The 19,091-nt window shown below is 35.7% G+C and carries 20 protein-coding genes and 1 tRNA gene; 20 read left to right on the top strand and 1 reads right to left on the bottom strand.

Features of this window, described 5'->3' with window-relative positions:
* Window positions 1-80: 80 nt before the first annotated feature.
* The 6 genes from rimP (at window position 81) to K7I92_RS00495 (ending at window position 6,851) form a co-directional block, all read left to right on the top strand.
* The gene (rimP, locus tag K7I92_RS00520) at window positions 81-533 is read left to right on the top strand and encodes a ribosome maturation factor RimP (protein WP_203245613.1); all 453 of its coding nucleotides are present in this window, start codon (window positions 81-83) and stop codon (window positions 531-533) included.
* A 9-nt stretch (window positions 534-542) separates the two neighbouring features.
* Window positions 543-2,267, top strand: a complete 1,725-nt coding sequence (gene nusA, locus K7I92_RS00515) for a transcription termination factor NusA (protein ID WP_220281637.1) — start codon at window positions 543-545, stop codon at window positions 2,265-2,267.
* Between the two features lie 5 nt (window positions 2,268-2,272).
* Complete coding sequence (gene rnpM / locus K7I92_RS00510) at window positions 2,273-2,527, top strand: RNase P modulator RnpM (protein ID WP_203245774.1); 255 nt, start codon at window positions 2,273-2,275, stop codon at window positions 2,525-2,527.
* A gap of 29 nt (window positions 2,528-2,556) precedes the next feature.
* On the top strand, window positions 2,557-4,407 hold the full coding sequence (gene infB / locus K7I92_RS00505) for a translation initiation factor IF-2 (RefSeq protein WP_203245615.1): 1,851 nt from the start codon (window positions 2,557-2,559) through the stop codon (window positions 4,405-4,407).
* A gap of 2 nt (window positions 4,408-4,409) precedes the next feature.
* The gene (rbfA, locus tag K7I92_RS00500) at window positions 4,410-4,763 is read left to right on the top strand and encodes a 30S ribosome-binding factor RbfA (RefSeq protein WP_220281635.1); all 354 of its coding nucleotides are present in this window, start codon (window positions 4,410-4,412) and stop codon (window positions 4,761-4,763) included.
* A gap of 381 nt (window positions 4,764-5,144) precedes the next feature.
* On the top strand, window positions 5,145-6,851 hold the full coding sequence (locus K7I92_RS00495; RefSeq protein ID WP_220281634.1) for a Cna B-type domain-containing protein: 1,707 nt from the start codon (window positions 5,145-5,147) through the stop codon (window positions 6,849-6,851).
* Window positions 6,852-7,030: 179 nt separating this feature from the next.
* Here the strand turns inward: K7I92_RS00495 and K7I92_RS07595 are convergent, their stop codons facing one another.
* On the bottom strand, window positions 7,031-7,219 hold the full coding sequence (locus tag K7I92_RS07595; RefSeq protein ID WP_220281633.1) for an IS3 family transposase: 189 nt from the start codon (window positions 7,217-7,219) through the stop codon (window positions 7,031-7,033).
* Between the two features lie 187 nt (window positions 7,220-7,406).
* Here K7I92_RS07595 and K7I92_RS00485 point away from each other — a divergent pair, with 187 nt between their 5' ends.
* The 14 genes from K7I92_RS00485 (at window position 7,407) to K7I92_RS00420 (ending at window position 19,007) form a co-directional block, all read left to right on the top strand.
* Window positions 7,407-7,700: a WXG100 family type VII secretion target gene (locus K7I92_RS00485; protein ID WP_203245619.1), complete on the top strand. Its 294-nt coding sequence runs from the start codon at window positions 7,407-7,409 to the stop codon at window positions 7,698-7,700.
* Between the two features lie 9 nt (window positions 7,701-7,709).
* Window positions 7,710-8,006: a WXG100 family type VII secretion target gene (locus tag K7I92_RS00480; RefSeq protein ID WP_203245620.1), complete on the top strand. Its 297-nt coding sequence runs from the start codon at window positions 7,710-7,712 to the stop codon at window positions 8,004-8,006.
* Complete coding sequence (locus K7I92_RS00475; RefSeq protein ID WP_220281632.1) at window positions 7,990-9,963, top strand: hypothetical protein; 1,974 nt, start codon at window positions 7,990-7,992, stop codon at window positions 9,961-9,963. The genes K7I92_RS00480 and K7I92_RS00475 overlap by 17 nt, the downstream gene beginning before the upstream one ends.
* 41 nt (window positions 9,964-10,004) lie before the next feature.
* Window positions 10,005-12,581 carry an FtsK/SpoIIIE domain-containing protein gene (locus K7I92_RS00470; RefSeq protein WP_220281631.1) on the top strand — a complete coding sequence of 859 codons (2,577 nt, stop codon included), beginning with the start codon at window positions 10,005-10,007 and terminating at the stop codon, window positions 12,579-12,581.
* A complete protein-coding gene (locus tag K7I92_RS00465) occupies window positions 12,539-12,781 on the top strand; it encodes a hypothetical protein (RefSeq protein WP_203245623.1) in 243 nt (80 codons plus the stop codon). The genes K7I92_RS00470 and K7I92_RS00465 overlap by 43 nt, the downstream gene beginning before the upstream one ends.
* Before the next feature lie 16 nt (window positions 12,782-12,797).
* Window positions 12,798-13,640 (top strand): tRNA pseudouridine(55) synthase TruB, encoded by an 843-nt coding sequence (gene truB / locus K7I92_RS00460; RefSeq protein ID WP_220281630.1) that lies wholly within the window; start codon window positions 12,798-12,800, stop codon window positions 13,638-13,640.
* A complete protein-coding gene (gene ribF / locus K7I92_RS00455) occupies window positions 13,640-14,557 on the top strand; it encodes a riboflavin biosynthesis protein RibF (protein ID WP_220281629.1) in 918 nt (305 codons plus the stop codon). Before truB ends, ribF begins: the two co-directional genes overlap by 1 nt.
* Window positions 14,548-15,861 (top strand): RsmB/NOP family class I SAM-dependent RNA methyltransferase, encoded by a 1,314-nt coding sequence (locus K7I92_RS00450; protein ID WP_220281628.1) that lies wholly within the window; start codon window positions 14,548-14,550, stop codon window positions 15,859-15,861. The genes ribF and K7I92_RS00450 overlap by 10 nt, the downstream gene beginning before the upstream one ends.
* A gap of 8 nt (window positions 15,862-15,869) precedes the next feature.
* Complete coding sequence (locus K7I92_RS00445) at window positions 15,870-17,207, top strand: hypothetical protein (protein WP_220281627.1); 1,338 nt, start codon at window positions 15,870-15,872, stop codon at window positions 17,205-17,207.
* A gap of 39 nt (window positions 17,208-17,246) precedes the next feature.
* Entirely contained in the window at window positions 17,247-17,570 is a 324-nt protein-coding gene (locus K7I92_RS00440; RefSeq protein ID WP_220281626.1) for an Asp23/Gls24 family envelope stress response protein, read from the top strand.
* 183 nt (window positions 17,571-17,753) lie between these two features.
* Window positions 17,754-18,308 (top strand): translation initiation factor IF-3, encoded by a 555-nt coding sequence (gene infC, locus K7I92_RS00435; RefSeq protein WP_203245629.1) that lies wholly within the window; start codon window positions 17,754-17,756, stop codon window positions 18,306-18,308.
* A 12-nt stretch (window positions 18,309-18,320) separates the two neighbouring features.
* Window positions 18,321-18,542 carry a 50S ribosomal protein L35 gene (gene rpmI, locus K7I92_RS00430; protein ID WP_203245630.1) on the top strand — a complete coding sequence of 74 codons (222 nt, stop codon included), beginning with the start codon at window positions 18,321-18,323 and terminating at the stop codon, window positions 18,540-18,542.
* A 15-nt stretch (window positions 18,543-18,557) separates the two neighbouring features.
* On the top strand, window positions 18,558-18,908 hold the full coding sequence (gene rplT, locus K7I92_RS00425; RefSeq protein WP_203245631.1) for a 50S ribosomal protein L20: 351 nt from the start codon (window positions 18,558-18,560) through the stop codon (window positions 18,906-18,908).
* A gap of 25 nt (window positions 18,909-18,933) precedes the next feature.
* Window positions 18,934-19,007 (top strand) — tRNA-Glu (locus tag K7I92_RS00420).
* The last annotated feature ends 84 nt before the right edge of the window (window positions 19,008-19,091 follow it).

Here is a 19,091-nt window from a genome sequence, read left to right as displayed (position 1 = left end):
TTTTGGAATAAAACAGGTAGACTATAGTCATAGAAAGAAAAGGAGTGCTTCGGCACTCCTTCTATTGTGTATGGAGGCTTATGAAACAAATTAGTGAAATCGAAGCTTTACTATCCTCAGCTCTGCAAAAACATGGCTTTGAAGTGGAAGAAGTAAAATGGATTTCCGATGAAAAGACATTACAAATTAGTGTCAACAACTTACAAGGTGAAACGGATTTAGATGCTTGTGCTAAAGCAAACGAATGGATTTCAGAAATCTTAGATGAAAAAGATCCAATACCTGAAGAGTATAACTTAGAGGTTTGTTCTCCGGGTGCAGAAAGAGAAATCAAAGATATTCATCTCATTCAAAAAGAAACCTATGTTCATGTGGATTTTAAAGAGGCGGTTAATCAGCACCAAAGTCTTGAGGGTTATTTATCCGTAACAGAAAAGGGATATATGCTTCAATATCGTGAAAAAGCGGTTTTAAAGAAAATTGTATTAGATGAAAAAAATATTGCGTTTATACGCCATGCAGTAAAGGTTTAGGAGAATAAAATGAAATTAGATTATAAAAAATTACTCATTGCTTTAACGGATGTGGAAGAGGAAAGAAATATTCCTCAAACTGTCATCTTAGATGCTTTAAAAGAAGCAATGGCGAAAGCTTATAAGAAGAATGAAGAATTGCCGGATATTGATGTTGTAGCGGAAATCAATGAAAAGAAGAAATCGATTGATTTGTTTCAAAACTACGTTGTTGTAACAGATGTGGAAGATGATGAGCTGGAAATGAGCGTAGAGGAAGCACGCACTTTGGATAAAAATGCACAAATTGGCGATACGGTTCGTCGTCCTGTTGAAATAGAAACCATGTCTCGTGCAGCAGCTACTTTAGCGAAGAATGTGATGCGTCAAAAGATTCGTGAAGCTGAAAAGGAAGCAGTTTATAACGAATACATTGGTCAATTACATGAAATGGTTTTTGGTACGATTGAAAGTATTAAAGATAAGTTCACTTTGGTGAATTTAGGTAAGACAACTGCTTTGATGTTAACCGGTGAACAAATCCCGGGGGAGAGGCTAAAAGAAAACCAACGCATTAAGGTGGTTATTACAGAAGTCAACAAGGAAAGTAAAGGTGCTCAAGTGCTTGTTTCGAGAGGAGATGCGATGTTAGTGCGTCGCTTATTTGAAGCCGAAGTTCCAGAAATTTTCCAAGGGATTGTAGAAATTAAAGCCATTGCTCGAGAAGCTGGTGAACGTACGAAGATGGCTGTCTTAAGCCATAATCCAGAAGTCGATCCAATTGGGGCTTGTATTGGTCCTCGCGGAGCTCGTGTGCAAGAAATTATTAAGGAATTAAAGGGTGAAAAAGTGGATATCTTTGAATGGAGTGAAGATATTACTTCCTTAGTTCAAAACGTTTTATCACCAGCAGAAATTGAAGCGGTTATTCCAAATGAAGATGGTTCTTTGATTGTTATCGTAGCAGAAGATCAATTAAGTTTAGCGATTGGTAAGCGTGGTAAGAATGCTCGTTTGGCAGTTAAATTAACCAACCGTAAGATTGATATTAAGACACGTGCTGAATTAGAGGCGAATGGAGTGAACTATGAGGCTTTAATGGAAAAGGCTAAAGAACGTAAAGAAAAGATTCAGTTAGAAGCCTTAGAAAAAATCCGCAAAGCAGAATTAGAAGCGGCTAAGTTGGCAGAAAGTAAGCGTCTTGAAACATTAGAAAAATTAAGGGCTGAAAATTCAGAAGAATTAGAACAAGAATTTTTCCCGGAGGAAATGCAAGAAGTGATGGACGATGGCTTAGTTGAAGAAGTTGATCATGTTGAAGAAACAAGTCCAGAAGTCAAGGAAGAAGAAAAGATTGAAGAAGTTGTTGTAGAAGAGAAGGCTATTGCGGAAGAAAAACCGGTTGAAGTGAAGAAAGAAGAAAAGAAATCCGCCAAACACGCTAACTTGGAAGAATTGGCGAATAAAGCAACCTATGTGTCGGTATTTGAAAAATTAGTGGACAATAAGGCTCCTAGGCAAGAAGTGAAGAAGAAATGGAAGAAAAAGAAGAACGAGGAAGAAGAAATCAAGATCAACAATAAAGAACTTGAAGAACAAATTAAAAAGAAGTTGGCTTCCCAAAACAATCTTCCTATCTACACAGAAGAAGAATTGGCGGAAATCGAAGCTCAGCAACGAGCTGAAGAAGAAAGAGAATACGATTTCGATTACGATGAATATGAAGATTACTATGACGAGGAGGATGACAACTAGTCATGATGAAGAAAATTCCCTTACGCAAATGCGTAGTTACCGGGGAGCAATTCCCCAAAAAAGAGCTATTGAGAATTGTAAGGACACCAACGGGAGAAATCCATGTGGATCTTAGCGGTCGAGCAAATGGACATGGTGCTTATTTGAAAAAGGAAGTTTCTATTGTGGAGCTTGCCAAAAAAAATAAAGCATTAGAAAGAGCGTTTAAAATGAAAATAGATGAAAATGTTTATGAGGAGATTTTAAGAGCCGTTCAATAATCAAATAGTGAAATAGAAAGAGAGGGTTTATGCCAGTCAATAAGAGAAATAACACAAAGAAGAATCATCACAACAATAAGAAAAATAGGAATTATCGTGCTGAAAAACCAATCGCTAAGAAAGAAGAAGTTCATGAAATCACTTACTCCGATGGAATTACAGTTGGTGAATTAGCCGATAAGATTGGCAAACAAGCTTCTGATATCATCAAGGCATTATTTTTAGAAGGTAAGATGGTTATGATTAACTCTACCTTGGATGATGAAATGGTTCAAATGGTTTGTATTGGCTATGATATTGATGCGACCAAAGTGAAAGAAAAAGATGAATTTAGTTTAGAGGATGAAGAAGAGGATGACACAGATAGTTTGAAATCACGTCCACCTGTAATCACCATTATGGGTCATGTTGACCATGGTAAAACAACTTTATTAGACGCCATTCGTCGAACCAAGGTAGCGGATAAAGAAGCTGGTGGAATTACCCAAGCGATTGGTGCTTATCAAGTTAAAGTTAATAATCGTCCTTTGACTTTCTTAGATACACCAGGTCATGAAGCTTTTACAGCTATGCGTGCGCGCGGAGCCGGTATTACCGATGTGGCAGTTATTGTGGTTGCGGCAGATGATGGTGTCATGCCTCAAACAAGAGAAGCGATTGACCATGCAAAAGCGGCGAATGTGCCAATGATTATTGCGGTGAATAAGATGGATAAACCGGACGCTAATCCAGACCGTGTCAAGAATGAATTATCAGAACTAGGTATTATGCCGGAAGAATGGGGTGGTGATACCATTTTCGTAAATACTTCAGCCCGTAAGGGGGATGGTATTGAAGAATTATTAGAAACTATCTTAACGGTAGCGGATGTCTTAGAATTAAAAGCTAATCCAAATCGCATTGCGACAGGTACGGTTGTGGAAGCGAAACTAGATAAGGGACGTGGATCTGTAGCAACCCTGCTGGTTCAAAATGGTACCTTATATCAAGGAGACCCAATTGTAGTTGGTACTGCCTTTGGTAAAGTACGTCGTATGATGGATGAAGATGGTCATGTCTTAAAGAAAGCCGGTCCATCCAGACCGGTTGAGATCATTGGTTTAAATGCGGTTCCGGAGGCAGGAGATATTTTCCGCAGTTATGAAAATGAAAAAGAAGCGAGAGCGATGGCAGAACGTCGTATGCGTCGTAAGCAAGAAAGCGATCGTCGTAAGACTTCAGCTATGAGTTTAGAAGATCTTTCAGAACAAATTGAAGCTGGTGAAATTAAAGAAATATCGGTTATCGTCAAGGCGGATGTACAAGGTTCGGCTGAAGCTGTGAAGTCTTCCTTAGAAAAGTTAGAAGTGGAAGGTGTTAAGGTCAATGTGATTCGTGCAACCGCCGGTTCGATTACAGAATCGGATGTTATGTTAGCGAATGCGTCGAATGCGATGATTATCGGTTTTGCGGTTCGTCCAGATGCGAATGTGCGTAAGAAAGCGGAAGAGTCCGGTGTTTCCATTCGTTTGCATGATATTATCTATAAAGCAACTGAAGAAATGACCTTAGCGATGAAGGGTATGTTAGAACCGGTTTATGAAGAAGTGGTAATTGGTCAAGCCGAAGTTCGTGAAACCTATAAGGCTTCAAAAGTGGGTACAATTGGTGGATGTATGGTAACCGATGGTAAGCTAGTATCGGCTTGTAAAGTACGTTTAATTCGTGATGGTATTGTGATTTATACAGGACAATTAGCTTCTTTGAAGCGCTTTAAGGATGATGTAAAAGAAGTGGCGACGGGATTTGATTGTGGTATTACGATTGAAAATTATAATGATATTAAAGTTGGTGATACGATTGAAGCCTATCAAGACCAAGAAGTTGAGGTGACGGTTTAATTATGGCTACTAGTATCAAACAGAAACGATTGGAAGGAATTATCCATAAGAATATCTCGGATATCATTCAATTCAGTCTAAAAGATCCGGATGTTGGCTTTGTGACAATTACCGATGTTACGGTTTCTAATGACCATAGTTACGCTTACGTTTATGTGGCTTTCTTGGGTAAAAAAGAAAGAGCAGAAGCGGGCTTAAAGGCATTGAATAGAGCGAAGGGTTTTATTCGTACGGAATTGAGTCAACGTTTAGATATTCGTCGAACCCCAGAACTCATCTTTGCGATTGATAAAGTAGAGGAACAAGGTCGCCATATCGATGAAATTATCAAGAAAATTCATGAAGGGGAACAATGAAGTGAACCCCAAAAGTTGGACAAGATGATATGTACCCCTTTTACCGGACAAATCCAGTGAAAGGGGTTTTTGTATGAAATATGATTATGCTTTTAAACTAAATGCCGTAGAAATGTATCGATTCGGTCAGTGGATTGATAATCCGGATGGTATTGGACAAAAGAACTTCAGAAAAAGAATTGTACAATGATCCAAAATTCTTCTTAATGAAAATATCACAACTTCATGGTACAATAAACAAAAGAGTTATTTGACAGATAGCAGATTATAATTAACTTATATGATTTTACCTGTAAATAAAAGTCTAACATTATTGATATTTAAAGTCTGAGTTCATTTCTAAAAGTTGAAGCAATAAACAAAGAAGGAGATAGATAATATATGAAAAAAGATGGAAAAACACAAAAACTAACTTCATTTTTATTAGTTTTTATAATGTTATTCGGCTTATTTATATCTGTTAAACCTGTATTTGCTTCTGATGAAGTAAATGATGCGGGAACTATAACTATGAAAGTAAGCGACATCATAAAAGATAACAAAAATTTTGATAGTGAAACAGGCAATTGGGTTGCCGATTATGATGTGGCGGAAAAGATGTGGCAAGAAATGGCACCGGGTCTTGTGCCGGGAGATCATGTAATTTGCAAATTGGAAATCGTAAATGATACTAAGGTTCCTTACTATGTTCAAAAAAACATTGAAACATTTTCAATGGTATATAAGGACGATTTTACAAATAATGACTATAACCAAATATATGGAAGGGATTTGAAATTAGGATTTGATTTTCCTGATAATACAAAGAACATTGAAAAAGTAGAAATTAAAAATCAGTCCGGGGCAAAAAAAATCAATCTCGGAGGAAAACCTGCATATATTGGAGAAATTCTTGCTTCTGACAATGAGGTAAAACTTAATCCCGGCAGTCGATATGCTATGACTTACCATCTTTATTTTATATTTGAGTCGCCAAATATGTCTCAGAATATGAAGATATGGTTAAGGCTTGCAATGATGTTAAAAAAGGCGGAAACGACAACTATAAATGCAAAGAAGGTGTGGGTCGACAACGGCTTTGGCGGTGATAGAAAAGACCTCTACTTCCAACTCAGAAAAAACACTAATGGAAACTATGAGAATGTTGGAGATAAACAAAAAGTAGAAGGTGTAAATGAAGTAACTTGGACGGTGCCTAAGTATGATGACCGAGGTAATGAAATAAAGTATGTAGTAGCTGAAGTGGATAAAGATGATAATCCATGGAATGCAAACAGTAATTGGAGTTTTGATGTTAAAGGAACTGTAACTGATGGATTTACCTTTACCAACATCTATAACAATAATCGTATAAAAGTTGAAGGTTCAAAAACTTGGAATGACAATAATAACCAAGATGGCAAAAGACCTGAAAAAATAACTATCAACTTAATGAAGAAAGTTGGAGACGGTGAAGTTGTTAAGGCTGACAGTAAAATAATAGAAAAGGATAGCGAAGGTAATTGGAAGTGGTCCTGGGAAAATCTGCCTGAATATGAAAACAAAAAGAAGATTACATATACAGTATCAGAGGAAGTGGTAGAAGGTTATTCAGTCAAGATTAATGGTTATGATATTACAAACTCATATACACCCGGAAAGACAAGCATTCAGGTAACAAAAGCTTGGGAAGATAAGAATGACCAAGACGGAGTAAGACCAGACAGCATAACTGTCAAGTTATTGGCAGACGGCAAAGAAACAGCTAGGACATTAACCTTGACAAAGGCAGATAACTGGACAGGAACTTTCACAAACCTTGATGAATACAAGGCAGGAAAGAAGATAAAATACACTGTAAAAGAAGAGCCTGTCGGCAATGGATACAAGAGTTTGATTACAAAAAGTGGTAAGAATGGATATGTTGTTACTAACATTAGAGTTCCGAATACCCCGTCGAAAAAACCTAATAAACCGAATAAACCATTACCGAAGACAGGCGATGCTTCTAATCTTACTCTATACGCAAGTCTTTTAGGTTTATCAGGAATTGCATGGTTGTTACTTGGACTTTTAAGAAAAAAGAATAGAAAAGAAGAAAACAAATAATTTTATTTATTTGATAACTTTAAAAACTAAATAAAGAACATATAATAGAAAGTTTTTTCTGTTATATCAAGAGGACTTCTTATGTCAGAGTGTAGAAGTCCTCCTTTTTTATTCTCAACAAACCGAATCAGAATATGTACATTGATATGTACCCGGAATCCCGGACACATATTTATAAACTAGGCGGAACACATGGATGCTGTCCTGTATTGTACAGCTGGCATCCATTTTGTTTTTACCTGAATTCTTTTGTTATTATAATAATCTATATATTCATCAATAGCCTTTGAGAATTCTGAGAAGGAAGAATAGTCTTTCTCAAAGCTATAATACATCTCATTTTTCAATCTTCCAAAGAATGCTACCATTATGGCGCTTAGAAATACTCAAGTCTATGATTTTCCTTGAAAATAAATCCATCACAACACAAAGGTAATGGAAAAAGTCATTACCTTGATATAAATAAAATTACTTATCTAAACAGAGTGTATAATAAATTCCTCTTTTTTATGGAGTTTCGATTCTTTTGGGAATAAGAAAGAGAAAGGAGTTTTTATGATTAAAGTTGAACCGGAAGAATTAGAATTGCAAGCCAATCAGTTGCAACAAGCTTTAGAACAATACCAAAATCAAAGTGGTCAATTGATGAACACGGTATTAAATCTAAAGGATATTTGGCAAGGAAAAGACAATGAGGCTTTTACCAATCGTTTATTGGAATACCACAAAGATATCCAACAGATTGGTCTTATCCTCAATGACTACATTCAATTTTTAAAACAAAGCACGCATAGCTATCGTCAAGTCCAAGAGGATTTAGTATCACAAGTCCAAGGATTAAAAGGATAGGAGGGTTTTATGGCTATACAAATATCAATTGCGAATGTTCGTGAATCTTGTGATCATCTCAAACAACAATCTCAACAAATGATGGATACCCTAGAAGCCATCAAACAGAAAATGATTCTAGTCCAGCATAGTTTTGAATCCGAAGCTTCAGATGAATTTCAAAATCGCTTTCGACTATTTTCAAAACGTTTTTTAGAAATGCGGGATACAATTCAATCCTATATTCAATTCTTAGAAATGACGACGAGTTCTTATGAGAGTTTAGATGCTAGTCTAAAAGGAAATGCGAATGGTATGCAAGTGTAAAAAGATTGTCTTATGTGCCTTGTTATCTCTTTCTCTATTTGCTTGTAAAAAAGAAACGAAAGATACGATTTCATTAGGAAATTGGTTAAAAGCCTTACAACAAGAAGCCCATATTGAAGCAACTAAAACAAAAAAACCATATTTTCTTCACATCCAAAAAAATCATCCGCAGTTTGAGATAGTTCAAACTGCGGTAGATTGGAAGATTGTGGAAGAAGGAATCCATTTTGATTTAGAAAAATCCTTAACGAAAGAATGGCTGGCGTATACCCTTGTAAACTTGTGGGAACCTAAGAAAGAGCTATCCAGTCCAAGCATTAAAGATAAGGATAAATCTCAGTTTCCAAAGCACATTGAAAAAGCAGTTTCTTTAGGGATTGTGGACGTAGATAAGCATCAACTATTTCATCCTCAAGAAGTCTTAGAAAAAAAGAAAGCGATTGAAATTTTGAAGAAAGTCGTTCGTTATTTAGATGATAAAGAAGTGAAGTCAAATCAAGGAAAAGTGGAGTGGAAAGAAGGTATGGATGTACAAGAAATCAATTCCTCACAATTCAATGAAAAAGAAAAGTCATTCCACCTAGGACAAAAATCTTCTATCAAAAAAGGGACGATTTTAAAACACAAAGAAAACTATTATCGTATTAAAAGAATAGCGGATAAAAAAGCCTTTTTAGAAAGTATCAATCCTTTAGAATTCACGGAAAAGATAGACCTTTCAGGCGAAATGAAGGTGGATTGGTCAAAAGCAAGTGTTCAACCGATTTCAGAGGTACTTCAGCCAATGGCACTGAAGTCCTCTTCTTATGTTAAGCCCATTCAAATCTTTGGTTATCAAGGGGAACTAAGGTTAGATTCATCAGGTGTTTATGTACGAGCTGAAAAACAACTTCCTAAAAAAGCAAAGGCTTTTGTACAAATGGATGTTAGTGGTTTATCGTTAAAATACGATTGGCATTCTCGAGGCTTAAGGATACCGGATGCTTATGTTCGTTTTCGCTTTCAATCCAATCAAAAAGCCGGTATTGAAAAGGAAAATAAAAAAAGCTATCAGCTCAATCCCAATCTAAATTTAAGGGATATTCAATCCTATCTCATTCCAAAAGAGCACTTTGTGAAAGCCAGAATTCCTTTATGTTCTATTCAAGTCCCCATTCCTCAATTTCCTAGTTTGAATGTGCATTTATCTCTCGTGGCAGAATTGGATATGCAGGGTTATCTTCACTTCTCTTTACAACAAATGAACCTCTTGGGGTTTCAAATTCGTAATTCTCATATCCGTTGGATTTCAAATTCCAGTCAACAAAATTATCTGCAATCCAATGCGTCTGCTTCTGTGCTTGCGAATGTGAGCTTGGCTTTGCGTTTAGCCCATTATGACTTAGCAAATGTAGGTTTAAAAGCAGGTATTCAAGGACGTTTGAAGGATAAAATTGTTTTTTACGATAGCTATCGCAAGGGGCAAGAGCTAGAAGGACCTTTTGACGAGCAAATTCAACAAAAAGAAGGCATTCGTTATTGTAAAGATTATTCAGCGAATTGGCTGTTGGAGGTTTTCTTCAATCAAGAAAATAGTTTTTTAAATCGATTGGGTATGAAAGCGAATTTCCCTTTACTAAATGAGAAACAAGCCACCATTTTTAAAGCAAAGGGGAATGGTCTGGAGGCTTGTCGCTTAAATCCACCAAGAGATAAAGAAGCGATTCATTATCGAGATGGATTCGCCTTGGAAAGTTTAAGCTATACCGTTAAAAAAGGACAAGTAGTATCCGTTGAACTTCTTGATTTACCGAGTGGCTATTCTTTAAAAGACGTTGAGGTAAAAGTGGTTCATCCTGAAATTATTGAAAATAATTTTTTGCTTTTTAAAGGCTTACAAGAAGGGGCAAGCTCTATTCGTATACAAACCAAAGACCAAGAGCATACCGTCTATATTTCGATTATGGTTGTTTCATGAGAATACTACTTTGTTATCAAAAAAGAGTTAGAAGGATAGTGTTGAATGAATGTTTCGTGGATAAACTAAAGATTGTGTATCAGGATGGTTTTTATTTAGATAAACAAGCTTTACCGTTAAAACAATGGATTCATTTCAGATACCGTCATAAGCGATATAGTCTTTGGATTGAACAAGAATCAACGTATAGCTATATTCTGCCCTGTGACTTAAAACTAGAAAAGGATCTTCCCAAAGGTATTCCAAGCCTAGAATTAAAAGCTGATGGAAGTATTGAGTCATTGGATAAGATATGGAAAAAAGGGGATTGCTTGGATTATTACCACTATCATCTTGAATGGCATGCGTTTGGTTGGTTGGTGAATACCAGTCTTTCGGAAAAGAAGGTTCAACTGGAAACAAGAATAAGAAGAGAAGTTTATTTTCCTAAGTTAGAGAAGTTGGAACAACCAAAGCATATTCCTATGCCAGCCATTGTTGCTTACCCAAAGAGGTCTTTATTACTTCAAATGGGACCTAGTTTAACGATGACTTTTGCGACTTTAATGAATGCATCCGTACAATCATTTCGTTTGTATGAACAGGGAAAATCACAAGAAGAAATTTTATTTGTGTTTTTAATGCCTGTCATGATGTTTGTGAGTATTATTTTATGGCAACCATTGAATCGCTACGCTGAAAATAAGCAAGAAAAGAAGAATAAAGAAACGCAAATGTTAGACTATCAAAAAAGTGTTCAGGAAAGTTGGCTATCTTTTTTTAAACAATTTCAGACTTATAAAGAAAGAATTAGCCAATCTTTCTTTACTTCTTCTATTTGTTTAAGACATCCACCATCTCTTTGGATAGGATTAGGTAGCAATCATGAAAACATGGATTGTCCTTTTCAAAAGGAAATTGAAACTTTAAAAATAGAAAACTTCACCAATCAGAAAGTGTTATTTTCGGCTAGTGAAGAAATGTTTATCCAATGGATAAAAAAATGGGATGCTTTATATCTAGCCAAGGATATACCGGCTTATTTAATTGCTTCAAAGGATTGGTTTGAGAAACATTTAGAATTACAGCAACTTCCACTTTTTTACCACCATGGGAAACGACATTTTTATACAAATGATGATTTTGAAATAGAGTCAGGATCCATTCTTTTTTCAATGATTCCTTTAACCACTTTCAAACAAGCTACTTACTTTGTTTTGAGCACACAATCGCTCCATTATCCTTATGAAAAAAGATTGCTGTATAACCAACAAGAAATACAGATTGAAGATGAAATTAAGAAAAGAAGCTATTATCTCATAGAAGAAAATAAACAGGAATATAGAGCCAATGATTACCAAGTTCATGATTTAAAACAAAGTCTATCCAAACAAGGCTTATCTTGTGACATGGGTGAGAATGTTTGCCTAGACTTAAGTGAAACAGGGATGGGACCTCATGCCATCATTACAGGTACAACGGGAAGCGGGAAAAGTGAGTTTGTCTTGTATTGGTTATTAAAGATGGCTTGTCAAAACACGCCAGAACAGCTTCAAATCCTCTTGTTTGATTTTAAAGGAGAAAGTTTAAAGCAATCGCTTATGAACAAGGGCAAGCCTATTCCCTATATTAATGCCAGCATTAGTGACTTAGATATAGATGAATTCGATAGAGCTTTATATGGTTTAGAACAAGAATGTCGGTATCGAGAGACTCTTTTTCAAAAAGCGAGCGTTTCCTTACAAAAGCCAATCACTAGTTTAAGTCAATACCAAACGTTACAAAAAGAAGATTGGGAATGTTTGCCGGAAATCATCTTAGTTTTTGATGAATTTGCTCAATTTAAACAACGCTTTCCGGATAAATTAAATCCTTTTATTACATTAGCAAGAATTGGTAGAAGCCTAGGTATCCATTTTATTTTAATTACCCAAAAGGCCAGCGGTATTATTTCTGAACAAATATGGGCAAATGTGCGCTTGAGAATATGTATGAAGGTAACCGATAAACAAGATTGTTTAGATACTTTGCATGAAGATCGAAGAAAGGATCTAAAACTAGCGGGAGATTTTATTGCTCACTATGATGAAGAATATCAGCAAGGTCATTGTCCTTATTTAGAAGATTTTATTACTCCAGAAGAAAAGAAAGTGGAATTGGACCTTCAGCTACAAGCCATTCCAACAAAGAGTAAAAATCAATTGCGCTTGCGCGAATATTTATTGGAAGAAATTGAAAAGAAAAAAGAAGAAAATCATCTTCGCTCTATTTGGTTAAAACCACCAAGTTCTAATTTACTAACTTCTTCCATGTTAGGAATCATAGATGATTATGAGCAGGCTCGTTATACACCTATTTTATTAGAAGAAATAAAGAAACCAATTCTATTTTTATATGCGAATCAAGAGGATATATTCACCTTAGAAAAGCGAATTGGAAAAGGAAAATTTCAAGCTCGTTCTATTCATGAAAAAATGAGTCAAACGGAATTAGACAATCATTTTATTTTGTATAAAGGACCATTAACTCTTGATCGAATAAGTCAATACTTCCAACAAATGAAACGCATTCATTCTTTAAGAAAAGCAGAGGCGCTATGTCTATATCAAGAAAAAATTCAGAAAATCCTATTGTTTTAAGAAGAATTATTTTAAAAATCAAACTAGAAGACCATTGGTTTGAAGTTCAAAGTCATTGTTCTTTAAAGGAAGTGTTCCCTAGCTATCATTTATTTTATGATTTGTTAGAAGGGGAATGGATTGATGAAGATGAAAAGATAGAAACACTTTGTAAGGGAAATCGGCTTCCTTATTTAGAAGTCTTTCAGTCAATTGAATAAATGCTATAATGTCCTCATGGATGCCATCTATTTAATCAACAAACCGAAAGGCATGACTTCCTTTGATGTAATAACGAAGATGCGTAAGGTTTTGCAGATGAAAAAAATTGGTCATACAGGTACACTGGATCCAGAAGCCAGTGGCCTTTTAATTGTTTTAACGGGTAAGTGTACAAAGTGTATTCCTTATTGTGTGAAAAATCATAAGCACTACATTGCTCAATTTGAATTAGGAAAAGCTAGTGATACAGAGGATGCTTTTGGAACGATTATGGAAGAAAGAAAAGCGAAGAAATACAGTGATATTAAGCTACAAGAAATAGCGACTCGTATGCAAGGAACTTATTTTCAAACACCACCGATGTATTCAGCCAAAAAGTTGCATGGTAAAAAATTTTATGAATACGCTCGTGTGGGAAAAGATATTGAACGAGAAGCGGTGAAAGTAGAAATCAATCAGCTTTCTGTTCGTTATTTAAAGGATGATATGTATGAAATGGATGCGCTTGTATCTTCGGGTACTTACATTCGTACTTTGATTGTGGACTTTGCGAAAAAGTTAGGTGAGTTAGCGATTATGACTTCTTTACAAAGAATTGGCATTGAACATTTATCCCTTGACCAAAGTATTCCTTTAGAGGATTTTGATGAAAATGCTAAGGCTATTTCTTTATTTGATTGCGCTAATCCAGCCTATCCTTTTATTGAGGTGGAGAATCCGGTGCCTATTTTACAAGGTAAGAAAATAGAATTGGATCGTGAGGAAGAAATTGTCTTATTGTGTTATCAGAAGGAAGTATTAGCCGCCTATGAAAAAGAAGCATCGGGTAGGTATCATTGTTTAAGAGGCTTGTTTTAATGAAGAAAGATTTTTTAACACTTGCAAAAGAAACAAACATAGAAGAAAAATTGGTCGCTTGTATTGGCTACTTTGATGGCATTCATGTCGGTCATCAAGCCTTAATTCAAAAAACCATAGAACTTGCCAAAAAAGAAAAAGCGATTCCAACGATGATTTCTTTTGAACCGGATCCTTGGCTAGTCATTAAAGACATGAAAGAAATAAAGCATATTACAACGATGGAAGACCGCATGTCCTTAGTAGAAGAATTAGGAATTGAAAGATTTATTTTATTAGATTTCACAAAAGAAATGGCATCTTTAGAACCGGAGGTATTTATTGAACAAGTTCTCGGGAAACTCCATTTAAAAGGCTTGGTATGTGGCTTTGATTTTCATTTTGGAAAACAAGGTAAAGGAGATTATTCCTTTTTACAGAAACATTGTTCTTATCCAATCTTTCAAATTGACAAGATAGAGGATGAAAAAGGGAAAATTAGTTCTACCCGTATTAGTCAAGCTATTATGAATGGTCAGATGGAAGAAGCCAATCGTTTATTAGGAAGAGACTATAGTTGCCAAGGAAAAGTAATTCATGGTTTGCGTAAGGGACATCAATTAAACTTCCCAACTGCTAATATTGCTTATTCTGATGAACTGATTCTAGCAAAAAAAGGGGTGTATGGAGGCTATGTTTTTATTCATGGTGAAAAGAAACTCTGTATGATGAACTTAGGTCATAATCCTAGTATTCAATACCAAAATCGTTTATCTCTTGAGGTTCATATTTTAGACTTTGATGAGGATTTATATGGGCAAAAACTACGGGTATATTGGCTTGGCTTTATACGCGATGAAAAATACTTTTCTTCACCAGAAGAACTGATGGACCAATTAATGAAAGATCAAATTGAGGTGATAAGAAAATGGGGCTAGATTTACCACAGGAATTCTTAAAACGGATGCAAGCTATGCTGGGTAAGGAATATGATGCTTTTAAAGAGGCATATCAGAAACCTTATCATCGCCATGCTCGTTTTAATTCTTTAAAGGTGGATGATTTTCCTTTGGATGTACAAGATTGGCTTTTGAAGAGAAGTCCTTTTTGTTTAAATGGAGCGTATTTGAAGGAGGGTATTCAACCTATTCAAATCGCAAGCTATAGAAATGGCGGTTTTTATATGCAAGAAGCCTCGGCTTCATCGGTGGTTGCTTTATTGAATATTCAAAAAGGGGAGTATGTGTTGGATATGTGTGCCGCTCCAGGTTCAAAGTCAACACAAATTGGTGAATATTTAAAACAAGAAGGATTATTAGTGAGTAATGAGTATGTTTCAAAACGAGCTATGATTTTATTGGAAAATATCATTCGCCATGGACTTCAAAATGCGATTGTTTTAAATTGTGATACCAAGCTGTTAGCGCAAGAATTTCCTTCCGGCTTTGATAAAATATTAGTGGATGCGCCTTGTTCAGGTGAAGGTTTATTCTTAAAACAAGAAAGTAGTGTGCAAGAATGGTCTTTGGATAATATTTCTCTTTGTGCAAAACGACAAGCAGAAATCCTGGAGAACGCTTATATCTGTTTAAGAAAAGGTGGGAATTTATTGTATAGCACCTGTACTTTTGCGAAAGAAGAAAATGAGGATCAAATCGCAGCTTTTTTGAAGAAACATGAGGATATGGAATTGATTCCTATTGAAGTGAATTTTGGTCGCCCTGGTTTTTCACCATTTCCACAAACCGGAAGGATATTTCCAATGGATGGAGGTTCTGGTCATTTTATGGCTTTATTACATAAAAAAGGAATGGAAACAAGAAGGATTTGGAAAACCATTCCAACCAAGAACGAACATTTTTATCAAGAAGAAGTAAACAAGCTTCTCCATCAACCATATCGATATTTCCATGAATTTCAAGGGAAGTTATATGCCGGTAATGAGCTATTTTTAGATAGCCAATCCTTAAGAATTGTTCGTCAAATGGTTTGTGTGGGAGAAATAAGAAATAAACGACTTATCTTTGATCATCATTTCTTTATGGCATCATCTTTAAAGAAAGAAAGAAAAATAGATATCAATGAGGAACAATATCAGCATTATATTCATGGGGACACATTGGCTATTTTAAAGCCAAAGGGCTATTATGGAGTATGTTATAGGGGCTTAGTTGTTGGTGGTTGTCGCAGTGATGGGCAACAGTTAAAAAATCTTTATCCAAAAGCATGGCGAACTCGTTAGGAGGAAAAATGGATTTAGCTTTATTTCAGTATGTGGATGATGTGTTAGCTCTGTACAAACAAAAAAGAAATCTTTATGTTGAAATAAAAGAACATTTGGAAGATTTCTTTGAACAAGTGGATTTAGGTGACGGGGTAGTTTCTTACCCATCTCGCTTAAAGTCAGAAGAGAGTTTAAAAGAAAAATTGATTCGTCAAGAATTCTTTTCAAAGTTTGAAAGTAGTCAAGAGGCTTTATCACAGGTATCGGATTTGGTTGGCTTAACCATTCAGGTTCGCTTTATTCGTCATGAAGTTTCGGTTTTCGAGAATTTATTCCATTTATTTCTGCCTTGTGATAATGGTCTTTATCAAGCCAAAGATTGTGGAAATATTTATTTAAATTTGGATACAGCGCAACCACAATCGCAAAAGAATGGTTGTCCGATTTATCGGATTGATGGATACTATCGTCTCCAAGATGAGATGGTTCGTTTTGAAATTCAGATTAAAGCGATGGTGCATCAGTTTTGGTCGGATATTGAGCATGAAGTCATTTATAAGAATTCAGATTATATTGTTCATGATCAATTTAATCGCAATATGTTAGCGGCAATAAGAGATAATCTGGAGGTCATGGATCATCAGTTGGAATTGATTTATTCAGAGATTTTCCATGGGAAAGTATCTTCACTTGGTCTGGATGAGCTCCATTTTAAACTGTTCTTGGCAAAGTCATTAAATGAATTGGTGAAAAAGAATATGGAAAAAGGGCTTGGTTTTAGTACTGATTTTCAAAAGCCATCGAGTACGATTGCACAAATGATTTTCATTCAGGAATTTATTCAACGCGAACAGAAGGAATTCTTAATGTTGGATTATTTAGAACGATTGGATGAATTGAAACAGAGTGATATTGATTTTAAGAAGGCTTTCTTATTGAAAGAACCAAAGAATTTAGAAGATGGTTTCTTGGTAGAAATGGTGCCGTATTTATTTAAGGAAATGAATGTGAATTTTCGTTGGCATGTATTCTTTCGAATGGTATTTGCGATTCAAAAAGAGGAGAGTACTGCTTGCTTTGTGGAAACTATTCGGATGATTGAACGTTTATTATTGCAGGATCAATGGTTAAAAGAAAAACTGATTAGTGTTTATGGTGAAACAGCGGAAGAAATCAATCAAAGCATCCGTCATTCTTTAGGGAAAGCTATGTGTGAAATTGATGATATTCGTTGTTACTACGAAGAAAATTTATTAAAGATTAGTCGTATTTTTCAAGATATATTAGAAATGATGATACAAGAAAAGAGGGACTTATTGTGGTTTGATAGGCAATTAAGGAAAGAAATTGCACAGCAGATTTAAAAAATGATAGAATAAGAGAGAGTTAAAGAGGTAATTGAGATGGCTGAATATATTGTGGTAGAAAAGAATAATGAGTTAGGTCGTATTGCAATCAATAAGTCGGTGATTGCGTCCATTGTGGAATTATCCATTCAAGAAGTGGAAAATGCGGTTGTAATTCCTAGTACACGTTTGAAAAGACCAATTACGATTAAGGTGGAAAAGGGTGCTTTATCTGTCTTTATTGAAATGAACTTAAAGTTTGGTGCCAATGTGAATGCGACTTGTGAGCTGGTTCAAAACAAAGCTTATGAAAATATTCAATTTATGACGGGTTTGAAACCAAAAGAGATTATGATTACAGTGGCTAATTTTGAAAATTAGTTGACAAAACGCTATAAATTTAGTTAAATGATTAGGTAATTGAAACGGAAAGAAGGAGCGCCGCTTCTCACCTGATGTCCTTAGGACTTGGGTAGGTATGCCGTCATGAGATAACTGGATTATTGAAATGAGAGCAGGTACTTCTTCGATACCTGCTTTTTAATTATCGAATAGGAGGTTTGCTTGGGAAAAATCAAGAATAACAAAAATAGAAGACCGGAAGTCAATGATATTGTAAATGAAGATATCAAAGATAAAGAACTTTTGGTCATTGGACAGCATGGAGAACAAATGGGAGTTCTATCAAGAAGGGACGCTTTGCAAGTGGCGTATGATCAAGATTTGGACTTGTTGCTAGTATCGGCTAATGCGAATCCACCTGTTGCCCGAATCTTAGATTATGGTCGTTACCATTTTGAAGATTTAAAGAAGAAGCGTGAGGCCAAACGAAATCAATCAGTTACGGAGGTGAAGCCTTTGCGCCTATCACCGGTCATTGATCAACACGACTTTGAAACGAAATTAAAGAAATCTCGTGAATGGTTGGAAGATGGACTGAAGGTGCGTATTGATATGCGTTTCCGTGGTCGTATGATTACACGCCAAGAAATTGGTCGGGAAGTTATTGAACGATTTACACAGCAAATTTCTGACATTGCGGATGTATCAAAACCAGCTAAATTAGAGGGTAATACATTATCCGTTGTGTATTCGCCTAAAAATAAAAAGGGCAAGTAAAGGAGAAAGAATATGAAAGCAAAAGCAAGAAAACCAAAGAAAATCAAAATGAAAACCAAAAAGACTTTCGCTAAGCGTTCGAAAGTAACTGGTTCCGGTAAGATTTCTGTTCAACACAATTACGTTAGTCACTTTGCGGCTAATAAGACGCATAAACAAAAGAAACATTTATCGAAGGATACCACTGTTTCAGCATCAGATGTTAAGCGCGTATCGCAATTATTACAAGGTTAATAGGGGGGCTAAACGATGAGAGTAAAAGGATCAACACCAACAAGAAATAGAAGAAAGAAAGTCTTAAAGTTAGCCAAAGGTTACTTTGGTAGTAAACATGCGCTTTATAGAACAGCTAATGAACAAGTCATGCGTTCATTGCGCTATGCTTATAACCATCGTAAACAAATTAAACGTGAAATGCGTAAATTATGGATTGCTCGTATCAATGCGGCTGTTCGTCCATTTGATTTATCATATTCTAAGTTTATGCACGGCTTAAAGCTTGCCAATATTTCGATTAACAGAAAGATGTTATCAGAAATTGCCATTCATGATGAAGCTGGTTTTACTAAGTTAGTTGAAGCGGCTAAGAAGGCTTTATAAGAGAAGGAAATTCCTTCTTTTCCATGGTGAGTTGGTGAAATGGTTTAACACACCGCCCTCTCAAGGCGGGATGTGCGGGTTCGAATCCCGTACTCACTACTGCAAGGCTCCACAGGGAGTCTTTTTCTATATGACATATAGAGCTTGAGAGATTATAATAAAAGAGGATTATAAAAGGAGAGG

The organism is Bulleidia sp. zg-1013 (assembly GCF_019798045.1).
GTDB lineage: Bacteria > Bacillota_I > Bacilli_A > Erysipelotrichales > Erysipelotrichaceae > Bulleidia.
This window is presented reverse-complemented; position numbering and strand designations above follow the sequence as displayed.

What these genes read in the sequence shown, in the direction of transcription:
- rimP (WP_203245613.1), top strand. Translation starts at nt 81, where the DNA reads ATGAAACAAATTAGTGAAATCGAAGCTTTACTATCCTCAGCTCTGCAA.
- nusA (WP_220281637.1), top strand. Translation starts at nt 543, where the DNA reads ATGAAATTAGATTATAAAAAATTACTCATTGCTTTAACGGATGTGGAA.
- rnpM (WP_203245774.1), top strand. Translation starts at nt 2,273, where the DNA reads ATGAAGAAAATTCCCTTACGCAAATGCGTAGTTACCGGGGAGCAATTC.
- infB (WP_203245615.1), top strand. Translation starts at nt 2,557, where the DNA reads ATGCCAGTCAATAAGAGAAATAACACAAAGAAGAATCATCACAACAAT.
- rbfA (WP_220281635.1), top strand. Translation starts at nt 4,410, where the DNA reads ATGGCTACTAGTATCAAACAGAAACGATTGGAAGGAATTATCCATAAG.
- K7I92_RS00495 (WP_220281634.1), top strand. Translation starts at nt 5,145, where the DNA reads ATGAAAAAAGATGGAAAAACACAAAAACTAACTTCATTTTTATTAGTT.
- K7I92_RS07595 (WP_220281633.1), bottom strand. Translation starts at nt 7,219, where the DNA reads ATGGTAGCATTCTTTGGAAGATTGAAAAATGAGATGTATTATAGCTTT.
- K7I92_RS00485 (WP_203245619.1), top strand. Translation starts at nt 7,407, where the DNA reads ATGATTAAAGTTGAACCGGAAGAATTAGAATTGCAAGCCAATCAGTTG.
- K7I92_RS00480 (WP_203245620.1), top strand. Translation starts at nt 7,710, where the DNA reads ATGGCTATACAAATATCAATTGCGAATGTTCGTGAATCTTGTGATCAT.
- K7I92_RS00475 (WP_220281632.1), top strand. Translation starts at nt 7,990, where the DNA reads ATGGTATGCAAGTGTAAAAAGATTGTCTTATGTGCCTTGTTATCTCTT.
- K7I92_RS00465 (WP_203245623.1), top strand. Translation starts at nt 12,539, where the DNA reads ATGTCTATATCAAGAAAAAATTCAGAAAATCCTATTGTTTTAAGAAGA.
- truB (WP_220281630.1), top strand. Translation starts at nt 12,798, where the DNA reads ATGGATGCCATCTATTTAATCAACAAACCGAAAGGCATGACTTCCTTT.
- ribF (WP_220281629.1), top strand. Translation starts at nt 13,640, where the DNA reads ATGAAGAAAGATTTTTTAACACTTGCAAAAGAAACAAACATAGAAGAA.
- K7I92_RS00450 (WP_220281628.1), top strand. Translation starts at nt 14,548, where the DNA reads ATGGGGCTAGATTTACCACAGGAATTCTTAAAACGGATGCAAGCTATG.
- K7I92_RS00445 (WP_220281627.1), top strand. Translation starts at nt 15,870, where the DNA reads ATGGATTTAGCTTTATTTCAGTATGTGGATGATGTGTTAGCTCTGTAC.
- K7I92_RS00440 (WP_220281626.1), top strand. Translation starts at nt 17,247, where the DNA reads ATGGCTGAATATATTGTGGTAGAAAAGAATAATGAGTTAGGTCGTATT.
- rpmI (WP_203245630.1), top strand. Translation starts at nt 18,321, where the DNA reads ATGAAAGCAAAAGCAAGAAAACCAAAGAAAATCAAAATGAAAACCAAA.
- rplT (WP_203245631.1), top strand. Translation starts at nt 18,558, where the DNA reads ATGAGAGTAAAAGGATCAACACCAACAAGAAATAGAAGAAAGAAAGTC.